Source organism: Magnetospirillum fulvum (assembly GCF_900108475.1).
GTDB lineage: Bacteria > Pseudomonadota > Alphaproteobacteria > Rhodospirillales > Magnetospirillaceae > Phaeospirillum > Phaeospirillum fulvum_A.
Window position 1 is genome coordinate 20,597 of sequence record NZ_FNWO01000011.1, and the last position, 11,093, is coordinate 31,689.

Here is an 11,093-nt window from a genome sequence, read left to right on the forward strand (position 1 = left end):
CGATCGGTCTCCGGCAGACGATAATCAAAGGGAAGATCAGGCCACGCGGCCTTCAAGCCGGGCCAACGCGCGGGCCCGCCCGATCAGAGGTAACAGAGTCTTCAGTTCCGGTCCATTCTCGCGCCCGGTCAGGGCCAGCCGCAACGGATGGAACAAAGCCTTGCCCTTGCGACCGGTCGCCTGCTTCACCGCCTCGGTCCAGACCGACCAACTCGACTGATCCCACGGTTCGGGCGGCAGCAGCGCGGCGGCGGCGGCGGTGAAGTCGGCATCCTCGATCGTCGGGGCAAGCTCGGCCCGGCAGATCGCCCACCACTCGGCCGCGTCGGCCATCCGGGTCAGATTGCCGCGCACCCCCAGCCAGAACGCCTCGTCCGCCTCGGCCAGACCGAGATCGGCCAGCGAGTCTTGCGCTTCGGCGAAGCTCATCTGGTGGACCAACTGGGAATCGAGCCGCTCCAGCAACGCGAGATCGAATTTCGGGCTGCCGCGCCCGAACTTGTCCCAACCGAATTCGGCGGCAAGACCGGCCAGATCGTGCTGGACCGCGACCGCGTCCGAGGTGCCAAGCCGGGCCAGCAGCGCGTTCAGCGCCATCGGCTCGATCCCCCGCCCGCGCAGGTCGGCCAGCGAACCCGATCCCAGCCGCTTCGACAGACCGCCGCCCCCGGCATCGGTCAGCAGCGACAGATGGGCAAAGCCCGGCACCGGGCCACCCAGCGCCTCGAAAATCTGAATCTGGGCAACGGTGTTGGTGACGTGATCCTCGCCCCGCACGACATGGGTGATCCCAAACTCGATATCGTCAACAACGCTGGGCAGGGTGTAGAGGAAGCTGCCATCGGCACGGATCAGCACCGGATCGGACAAATGCTCGCCATGGCCGTGGCAGGGACCGCGCACCAGATCGTCCCAGCGCACTTCGGCATGATCGAGCTTGAAGCGCCAATGCGGGCGACGGCCCTCGGCCGCGCGGGCGGCGATCTCGGCGTCACTCAGCCGCAGGCTGGCGCGGTCATAGACCGGCGGCCGTCCCCGCGACAGCGCCAGCTTGCGCCGGATTTCCAGTTCCTCGGAGGTCTCCCAGCAGGGATACAGCCGCCCCGACTCTTTCAGCCGTTCCGCCGCCGCGTGATAGCGGTCGAGCCGCTCGGACTGGCGTTCCAGCCGGTCCCACGACAGGCCGAGCCAGAGCAGATCGGCCTCGATCGCCTCGGCGAATTCGGGACGCGAGCGTTCGGGGTCGGTGTCGTCAAGCCGCAGCACGAAGCTGCCGCCGCTCTTGCGGGCGAACAGCCAGTTGATCAGGGCGACGCGGGCATTGCCGACATGAAGCAGCCCGGTCGGGCTGGGGGCGAAGCGGACGGTGACGCTCATCGCGGGGTAAAGGCGTTGGTGATCGGGTAACGCCGCTCCTTGCCGAACGAACGCGCGGTGATCTTGACGCCGGGCGGGGCCTGACGCCGCTTGTATTCGGCGCGGTCGAGCATCCGCCACACCCGGCGGACAACGTCCTCGTCATAGCCTTTGCCGCAGGTTTCGGCCACGCTCATCTCTCCTTCGATCAGACAATGCAGGATGCCGTCGAGCACCTCATAGGGCGGCAGGCTGTCCTGGTCGGTCTGGTTGGGCCGCAATTCGGCGGTCGGCGGCTTGGTCAGCACCCGCTCGGGCATCACCCGGCCCTCCGGCCCCAGCACGCCTTGCGGCCGATGGTGGTTGCGCCAGTCCGACACCGCGAACACGGTGGTTTTATAGACATCCTTCAGCACGGCATAGCCGCCGCACATGTCGCCATACAACGTCGCATAGCCGCAGGACATTTCGCTCTTGTTACCGGTCGACAACACCATCGGCCCGAACTTGTTCGACAGCGCCATCAGGGTCAGGCCCCGGGCGCGCGACTGCAAATTCTCTTCGGTGGTGTCGGGCGCGGCATCGCCGAACAGCGGGGCCAGCATTCCGGTGAACGCCTCCATCGCCGGGCGGATATCGACGGTGTCGAGCCGTGTCCCCAGCAAGGCGGCAACCTGCGCCGCGTCTTCCAGACTGTCAACCGAGGTGTAGGGCGACGGCATCATCACGCAGTGGACCCGGTCCGCCCCCAGCGCATCGACCGCGACCGCCGCCGCCAGCGCGCTGTCGATTCCGCCCGACAGACCCAGCACGATTCCGGGAAAGCGGTTCTTGGTCACGTAATCGCGCAGGCCGACCACCATCGCCAGATACAGACTCTCCAGCCGCCCGCACGGTGCGGCCAGCGGACCGGAGCAGTCCCACCCCTCGGCTCCTCGCCGCCATTCGGTCAGGGCGATCTCGGCCCGCCATGGGGGCAGAGAGGCGGCCAGACCGCCATCGCCGCCGACGACGAAGCTGCCGCCGTCGAACACCAGTTCGTCCTGGCCGCCGACCTGATTGACATAGATCAGCGGCAGGCCGGTGGCGGCAACCCGGGCCGCCGCGTGGTCCAGCCGCATCCCCGGCTTGTCGTCCTCGAAGGGCGATCCGTTCGGCACCACCAGAATCTCGGCTCCGTCGCGGGCCAGGGCGTCGGCGACATCGGCGTACCACATGTCCTCGCAGACCAGCACGCCCAGCCGCACCCCGCGAAACACGATCGGACGGGGCAGCGGGCCGGGCACGAACAGCCGCGCCTCATCGAACACGCCGTAATTGGGCAGGTGGCGCTTTAACCGAACGTCGGCGACAGCGCCGTCATCGAGCAGCAGGGCGGCATTGTGGACTTGGCCTGCCTCGCGCCAGGGGGCGCCGATCAGGATCGCCGGACCGGACGCGGTGTCGGCGGCAAGCTCGTCCACCCCCGCCCGGCACGCATCGAGAAACGCGCCCTTTTGCACCAGATCCTCGGGAGGATAGCCGCAGACGCACAATTCGCCGAACACCACCAGATCAGCGCCTTGCGCGGCGGCGCGGCTCCGGGCGGCGCGGATCAGGGCGACATTGCCGGCGATGTCGCCGACGATGGGGTTGATCTGGGCAAGCGCGATACGAAGAGACTCGGTCATGACAGGACAGGCCGGATAGCTGGATCAGGCTCGCAGACTATGGACGGCGGCCAAGCCTGTCAACGAAGGGGGGAACCCCGCCACGGATTACCCCCGATGAAATTCCCCTACCCTCGCGCCCCGCCCAGCAAACCGCGCGCGATCACCTGGGCCTGGATTTCCGCCGCACCCTCGAAAATATTGAGGATGCGAGCATCGCACAGCAGGCGGCTGACCGGATATTCCTCGGCATAGCCGTTGCCGCCATGGACCTGAAGGGCATTGTCGGCATTGGCCCAGGCAACGCGGGCGGCCAGCAACTTGGCCATCCCCGCCTCGATATCGCAGCGGTGGCCCTCGTCTTTTTCCCGCGCCGAGAAATAGGTCATCTGGCGGGCGATCATCGTTTCGACCGCCATCCAGGCGATCTTGCCGCCGACGCGGGGGAAATCATAGATCGGCTTGCCGAACTGGACCCGCTCGGTGGCATAGCGGAGCGCCGTTTCCATCGCCGCCTGGGCGACGCCGACGGCGCGGGCCGCCGTCTGGATGCGGGCGGATTCGAAGGTCTCCATCAATTGTTTGAAGCCCTGGCCCTCGACACCCCCCAGCAGGTTGGCCGCCGGAACGGTAAAGCCGTCGAAGCCCAGTTCGTATTCCTTCATGCCGCGATAGCCCAGCACCTTGATCTCGCCGCCGCTCATGCCGGGGGCCGGGAATGGGGTGTCCTCGGTCCCGCGCGGCTTGGGGGCCAGCAGCATCGACAGACCACGATAATCGGTCGTGGCCGGATCGGTGCGAACCAGCAAGGTCATCAGGTCGGAGCGGGCGGCGTGGGTGATCCAGGTCTTCGCCCCGGTGACGGTATAGACCTCGCCACTCCGCACCGCCCGGGTCCGCAACGAGCCCAGGTCCGAGCCGGTGTTGGGTTCGGTAAAGACGGCGGTGGGCAGAATCTCGCCCGACGCGATCCGGGGCAGCCATTCCGCCTTCTGCTCGGGCGTACCGCCGAGGCGGATCAGTTCGCCCGCGATTTCCGAGCGGGTGCCGAGCGAGCCGACGCCGATATAGCCGCGCGACAATTCCTCGGTCACCACGCACATCGCGGTCTTGCCCAGCCCCAGCCCGCCATATTCCTCGGGCAGGGTCAGGCCGAACACCCCCATCTCGGCGACCTGATCGACCACTTCGATCGGAATCAACTGGTCTTTCAGGTGCCACTCATGGGCGAAGGGGGCGACCACCTCGTCGGCGAAGCGGCGGAACTGGTCGCGAATCAGGGTCAGGGTCTCGTCGCCCAGCCCGGCCTCGCCATAGCTATGGCCGTCGCGGAGCAGCGCCGCGATCTGGCCGCGCACGGCGGCGGTACAGCCGAGGCGGCGCAGCACCTGCACCGCCGGTTCGGCGAGACGATGCAGATCGACCGGCTCCAGTCCGAGATCGGCGGGACGGATAATCTCGCCCTGGCTCATCGGGATGCCGCCATGAATCTGCGACAGATACTCGCCGAACGCGGCCTGGAGCATCAGCGCCTCAAGCTCGCCCAGCTTGGCGTCGGCCTCCAGCCGCTTGGCCCAGCCCAGCATCTGCTCCAGCGCGGTGACGGTCGTCGCCAGCCAGGCATAGCCGTGGGCGGCGGTCTGGTGGGTTTCCAGTAGCGACGCCGCGACCCGGCCGTCGCGCACCACCAGGGCCGACACCCGCACCTTGGCAGCGGCGCGCAGTCTGTCGGCGGCAACCAGCGCCGTCTCGCACAGGCCGATCAGATCGGGAAGCTGGGTGGTCATCGCTATTATTCCTTCGCTGGAAACAGGAAATGACGAAAATCAACGAGATCGCGGCAGACATAGCCTGCGGCGGACAGCGTGCGGCGCTGTTCCTCCGGAAAGACCGGTGCGTACAGGGCTTTCTGGGGGATTAATGTCTGAACCTTGCCCCCACCGGGGGTCTTCATGAAGCGGTCGATATGGCCATCGAATTCGACCCGTTCTTGGACCGTGTGTTTGGCGGCGGATCGCTTACAAGACCCGAAGCGGACGAGTCCGTTGATAAGCTCATCCACCGCAATCAGATCGATTTCGGTATCGGCGCTGTCCCAATAGCCTTGGATCATCTCGCTGAGCACGAAATCATCCACCCCCTTGCGCGAGCATTCGACCGTCAGGCCGCGAACCATCCGCTCGAAGGCTACCCCTTCGATTTTCGCCAGATCGGCATCGGCGGCCGCCAAAGGACGCTCCAGCGGCATGATCCGGGCGGCATCGACGTTCCGCTTCAGCGCCCCCAACCATGCAGTCAGGAAATTGTCGGTCAAGGCATAGCGGGTCTTACGCGACGTCTTCGCGGCAAAAATCGGACGTTGGCATTCGACCATCCGATATTTGTCGATCAGGATTTTGAGATATCCGCCCAGTTGAGTGCCGGTCTCGGCTCCGGCGCGGCTGAATTCATCCATCAGCGTCCCATGCGAACAGGGGCCGAAACGGGCAAGAAGCTTCAGGACGGTGTCGTACCGACCGCGAAACTCACGCAGGAACCAATTATCCGCTTCGTCGCGCAGGGGACTGCTGCCCTCGAAGAACAAACGCCGCAGCGTGTCGGACCGATAGGTCGGAGAGGGGACCAGCACGCCCTGATCGAACGCATCTCGGTAGAATTTCGGCACGCCTTCGAACAATGTCCACAGAAACAATTGCTGCCCCGGATCGACGATGCCATGCGCATCGAACATCTGGAACAAGGTGGCGAAATCCCAATGATCGATTTCGATCCGGTCGGTAATCCGGTTGAACAAGGGCGCGGTACGGTCTTCGAGAATCGCTGACATTTCGGTGTGAATCGACCCGAGAACGATCAGCCCGCCTTTGTCGGTGTCACGCAGACGATCGACCCGATCCTGCAACAGGGACTGGAACGGTGACAGAACCTTGCGGTGGAAGTACTGGAACTCGTCGAGAATAAGGATGAACCCCGAGGCGTTCAGAGCCGCGATCGCATTGGCCATGTCGGCGAAAGTGCGAAATTTCTGCCCACCCTCCGGTGGCATCCCCTGACTTTCCAACGCATCCTGAAACGCCTGAACAACCCCCCGTTCGTCGCTGTCGGGAATCTGGACATACAGAAACCGACGCTCTCCCGCCGCCTGCAAGGCTTCGCGGATCAGGGAGGTCTTGCCGATCCGCCGCCGCCCCGAGACGGCGCAGAAGAACCATCGGCCCCGATCAAGGATCGCCCGGATGTCGGCGATTTCACGGTCGCGACCGTAAAAGCCCCAGTTGTTCTGCATACTTACACCGAGAAACAGAATAGCGTAAAAATTATTACGCTAACCAAATCCCGTCGGCAAGGAGGCTCGCTGCCGACGGGATTGATGATCGCGGACACGGCTCAGCCGTCGATGCAATCCTCGATGGTCAGGCGGCCGGGCTGATAGGCCTGCACCAGCACCGCCATGTTGCCGGGCTTGTGTTCGTTTCTCAGCATCCGCATGTGGGCAAGCGGGATATCCTCCCAGGAATAGACCTCGGACATGCAGGGGTCGATCCGCCGCTCGATCACCAATTGGTTGGCCTGGGCCGCCTGGAGCAGATTGGCGAAGTGGCTGCCCTGAATCCGCTTTTGCCGCATCCAGACGAAGCGGGCATCGAAGGTGAGGTTAAAGCCGGTGGTTCCGGCGCAGAACACCACCATACCGCCGCGCTTGACGACGTTGCACGAGACCGGGAAGGTCGATTCGCCCGGATGTTCGAACACGAAATCGACGTCGTTGCCCTTGCCGGTGATGTCCCAGATCGCCTTGCCGAACTCGCGGACCTTTTTCATGTAATCCGAGAACAGCTTGGGGTCGCCATCGACGTCGGGCAACTGGCCCCAGCAATCGAAATCCTTGCGGTTGATAACGCCCTTGGCTCCCAGGCTGAGGACGAAATCGCGCTTGTCGTCCTCGGACACGACGCCGATCGCGTTGGCGCCCGACACCGCGATCAACTGAACCGCCATCGAGCCCAGCCCCCCGGCGGCTCCCCACACCAGGACATTGTGACCGGGGCGTAGGACGTGGGGGCGATGGCCAAACAGCATTCGGTAGGCGGTCGCCAGCGTCAGGGTATAGCAGGCGCTGGCTTCCCAGGTCAGATGGCGCGGACGCGGCATCAATTGCTGGGCCTGGACGCGGGCGAACTGGGCGAACGAGCCGTCCGGGGTTTCATAGCCCCAGATGCGCTGGCTGGGCGAGTTCATCGGGTCGCCGCCATTGCATTCCTCGTCGTCGCCGTCGGTCTGGTTGCAGTGAACCACCACCTCGTCGCCGACCTTCCAGCGCTTGACCTTCGAGCCGACCGCCCACACCACGCCCGAGGCATCGGAGCCTGCGATGTGATACTCGGCCTTGTGGTAATCGAACGGCGAGATCGGCTTGCCCAGGCAGGCCCACACCCCGTTGTAATTGACCCCGGCCGCCATCACCATGATCAGCACGTCATGCGAATCGATCACCGGAGTCTCGACAACTTCGACCTGCATCGCGGTGTCGGGTTTGCCGTGCCGCTCGCGCCGGATCGCCCAGGCGTACATCTGCCGGGGCACATGTCCAAGCGGAGGGATCTCGCCTAATTCATAAAGATCCTTCACCACTTGTCCGGGACGAATCTCGGTCGACTGTGCCGGTTCGGTCATGCGCGATCTCCTTCAAGTGCCTAGCCTGTCGGCGATGCGCCCGTGCCTTGCGCCCGCCCGGTAAAGTTATCGTTTTGCCGCTTTCTTCGCAATGCACAAAATGATAGTTTGTTTCGCGAATACATTTCGTTAAGAAACAATTAGTCGCCCCGCCGGCGGCTTCCCCGCCCCGAAACAATCGAGCGCGCCGATGACCGATCCCAGAGCCCCCTCCTCCTCGCGGGATAAGCCGTGGCTGATCCGCACCTATTCCGGACACAGCTCGGCCGCCGAATCCAACCGGCTGTACCGCACCAATCTGGCCAAGGGACAGACCGGGCTGTCGATCGCTTTCGACCTGCCGACCCAGACCGGCTACGACAGCGACCACCCCCTGGCCCAGGGCGAAGTGGGCAAGGTCGGCGTGCCCGTCTGTCATATTGGGGACATGATGACCTTGTTCGAGGGGATCCCCCTCGAAAAGATGAACACCTCGATGACGATCAACGCCCCGGCGGCGTGGATGTTGTCGCTGTATATCGCCACGGCCGAGCGCCAGGGCGCGGCGCGGGCCAGCCTCAACGGCACCACCCAGAACGACGTCATCAAGGAATATCTGTCGCGCGGCACCCACATCTTCGCCCCGCGCCCGTCCTTGCGGCTGACCGCCGACGTGATCGCCTTCGCCTATCGCGAGGTTCCCAAATGGAACCCGATCAACGTCTGTTCCTACCACCTTCAGGAAGCGGGCGCGACGCCGGACCAGGAACTGGCCTATGCGCTGGCGACCGCGATCGCGGTGCTCGATACCGTGCGCCCCCGGGTGCCCGAAGCCGACTTCCCCCAGGTGGTCGGGCGGATCAGCTTCTTCGTCAATGCGGGCATCCGCTTCGTCACCGAATTGTGCAAGATGCGCGCCTTCACCCGGCTGTGGGACGAGATTTGCCGCGACCGCTACGGCATCGCCGACGAGACGCTGCGCCGCTTCCGCTATGGCGTCCAGGTCAACAGCCTGGGCCTGACCGAGCAGCAACCCGAGAACAACGTCTATCGCATCCTGCTCGAAATGCTGTCGGTGGTGCTGTCGAAGGAGTCCCGGGCCAGGGCGGTGCAACTCCCCGCCTGGAACGAGGCGCTGGGCCTGCCGCGACCGTGGGATCAGCAATGGTCGCTGCGGCTGCAACAGATCGTCGCCTATGAAACCGACCTGCTGGACTATGGCGACATTTTCGAAGGTGCCACCGTGATCGAGGCCAGAGTCGCCGAACTGGCCGAGGGAGCGCGCGAGGAAGTGGCGCGGATCGACGCGATGGGAGGTGCCGTCGCCGCGATCGAAAGCAGCTATATGAAGAGACGGCTGGTCGAATCCAACGCGCGCCGGATCGCCGCGATCGAATCCGGCGAGCAGGTGGTGGTCGGCGTCAATCGCTGGACCGAGACCGAGCCAAGCCCGCTGACCACCGGCGACGGCGCGATCCTGTCGGTCGATCCCCGCGCCGAGGGGGAACAGATCGAGCGGTTACAGGCGTTCCGCGCCAGCCGCGATCCGGTCGCGGTGGCCGCCGCGCTGGCCGAATTGCGCGCCGCCGCCGCCGAGGACCGCAACGTGATGGACCCGTCAATCGCCTGCGCCCATGCCGGAATCACCACCGGCGAATGGAGCCAGACCCTGCGCGATGTCTGGGGCGAGTACCGCGCTCCCACCGGAGTCTCGGCCTCCGGCTCGGGCATCGAGGGGGCGGCGCTGGTGGCGCTGCGGCAACGGGTCGAGGCGGTGTCGGCCAAGCTGGGGCGACGGGTCAAGATCCTGGTCGGCAAGCCGGGACTGGACGGCCATTCCAACGGCGCGGAACAGATCGCCGTGCGCGCCCGCGATGTCGGGATGGAAGTGGTGTACGAAGGCATCCGCCTGACCCCGGCCCAGATCGTCAATGCCGCGCTGGAGGAAAGCGTTCACGTCGTCGGGCTGTCGATCCTGTCGGGTAGCCATCTGCCGCTGATCGGCGACATCCTGACCCGGATGAAGGCTGCCGGTCTGGGCGACATCCCGGTCGTCGCGGGCGGCATCATCCCGCCCGAGGACGAACGGACCCTGCTCGCCGCCGGGTGCGCCCGCATCTACACGCCCAAGGATTACGACATCACCCGGATCATGGGGGACATCCTCGATCTGCTGGATCGGTAAGAGAGAGCCCCCGACGCCGAGTGTCGGGGGGCTTTTCGCGGCTGGTTCTTAGCCGAAAAGCTTGTCGATCGCGTCCTGTCCGAGCAGGGCATCGACGTCGGCCTGTCCCATCGCCTCGTTGGGCAATTGCGGGCCGTGCAGCAGCTTGCGGTCGGGGTCTTCTTCCTGCTTGATCTCGACCACCACCTTGGCCAGTTCCTCGCGGCCCCAGGTCAGGATGATCGAATTGACCCGGTCCTCGACGAATTTCAGCGAATTGACCACCTTCGACACCCGCTGGCCGGTGATGTCCTGGAACGAGCAGGCCTCGAACACCTGATTGACCCGGTCGCCGACGGAGTCGAAAATCTGTTCGAGCCGGGGGGATTGGGCGTCAGCGACCAGGACGCGCGCCTCCGTCATCAGGCCGTCGATCTCCTCGACGCTTTCCATGATGGTGTTGGTGGCCGTCTCGGTTGCTGCGACGATCGCGTCGAGTTGTTCCGACATGCTGTTAAAATGATCGGATGAACCCGGCGGATTGAGAGCGGCAAGGTCCGCGCGTATTTTTTGCAGATGCCCGAACAGCCCAACCAGTTCCCGTTTCAGGCCGGCGGCGTCGGCCGAACCTTTGGCGTTGGCCATCTAAATATCCACACCCGTTTGTCTGACTCGAATGATAGACCGTTTGTCATCGCCACGCCAACGCCGTGTATCCGCAAAATGTTTCAAATCAGCAGCAACCCGACCAGCCAGCAGGTTCCACCAGGCAAAGAGGCGAGCAGAAGGGAAGACGACATCCGGGGCATGGGAAATCTTTCGAGTGACCGAAGGGGAAAACGAGGACGGTCAAGTCGGCTCAGCATAGGCCATCGCCGCCGTCACCGTAGATGATCGATCGATGAAGAGTGCAAGCCGCACGCTCACCTGTCACTATGGGGGTCTTCCCTGGTATTTTGAAGGTCAGGGAATTCGAATCGTCGGAGAGTGCGGGAACGGACGACGTCAGAGACGGCGCGCGCGGCTTGAAATCGGCCGTCGAGCGGTCCTCCTGCATGATTGACTCCGCACCGTTGGCGGCTTATACACGTCCGCTCGTTTTCATGTCCTGTTCGTAATCGGAGTAGCCCTCGTGAAGCGTACCTATCAGCCGAGCAAGCTCGTTCGCGCCCGCCGTCATGGCTTTCGCGCGCGCATGGCCACCGTCGGCGGCCGCCGCGTCATCAACAACCGCCGCCGCCAGGGCCGCAAGAAGCTGTCTGCTTAGGGGC

General features: G+C 64.6%; 8 protein-coding genes. 2 read left to right on the forward strand and 6 right to left on the reverse strand.

Translation table 11 applies throughout. The features are described 5' to 3' along the window. Positions 1–36: 36 nt before the first annotated feature. The 5 genes from gltX to ccrA all read right to left on the reverse strand — a co-directional run bounded on the left by gltX (position 37) and on the right by ccrA (position 7,679). Positions 37–1,377, reverse strand: a complete 1,341-nt coding sequence (gltX, locus tag BLW40_RS12700; RefSeq protein WP_074769147.1) for a glutamate--tRNA ligase — start codon at positions 1,375–1,377, stop codon at positions 37–39. Then, positions 1,374–3,026 (reverse strand): NAD+ synthase, encoded by a 1,653-nt coding sequence (locus tag BLW40_RS12705; RefSeq protein WP_074769149.1) that lies wholly within the window; start codon positions 3,024–3,026, stop codon positions 1,374–1,376. Before BLW40_RS12705 ends, gltX begins: the two co-directional genes overlap by 4 nt. Before the next feature lie 107 nt (positions 3,027–3,133). Then, positions 3,134–4,792, reverse strand: coding sequence for an acyl-CoA dehydrogenase family protein (locus tag BLW40_RS12710; protein ID WP_074769151.1), 1,659 nt, complete (start codon positions 4,790–4,792; stop codon positions 3,134–3,136). A 5-nt stretch (positions 4,793–4,797) separates the two neighbouring features. After that, positions 4,798–6,291, reverse strand: coding sequence for an ATP-binding protein (locus BLW40_RS12715; RefSeq protein ID WP_074769153.1), 1,494 nt, complete (start codon positions 6,289–6,291; stop codon positions 4,798–4,800). Between the two features lie 101 nt (positions 6,292–6,392). Continuing rightward, on the reverse strand, positions 6,393–7,679 hold the full coding sequence (gene ccrA / locus BLW40_RS12720) for a crotonyl-CoA carboxylase/reductase (protein ID WP_074769155.1): 1,287 nt from the start codon (positions 7,677–7,679) through the stop codon (positions 6,393–6,395). A 190-nt stretch (positions 7,680–7,869) separates the two neighbouring features. Here ccrA and BLW40_RS12725 point away from each other — a divergent pair, with 190 nt between their 5' ends. Further along, entirely contained in the window at positions 7,870–9,843 is a 1,974-nt protein-coding gene (locus BLW40_RS12725; RefSeq protein WP_074769158.1) for a protein meaA, read from the forward strand. Positions 9,844–9,891: 48 nt separating this feature from the next. Here BLW40_RS12725 and BLW40_RS12730 read toward each other — a convergent pair whose 3' ends face one another. Further along, a complete protein-coding gene (locus BLW40_RS12730) occupies positions 9,892–10,467 on the reverse strand; it encodes a protein phosphatase CheZ (protein ID WP_074769160.1) in 576 nt (191 codons plus the stop codon). A gap of 487 nt (positions 10,468–10,954) precedes the next feature. Between BLW40_RS12730 and rpmH the strand changes: the two genes are divergently transcribed. Next, positions 10,955–11,089 (forward strand): 50S ribosomal protein L34, encoded by a 135-nt coding sequence (rpmH, locus tag BLW40_RS12740; RefSeq protein WP_021132026.1) that lies wholly within the window; start codon positions 10,955–10,957, stop codon positions 11,087–11,089. Positions 11,090–11,093: the final 4 nt, after the last annotated feature.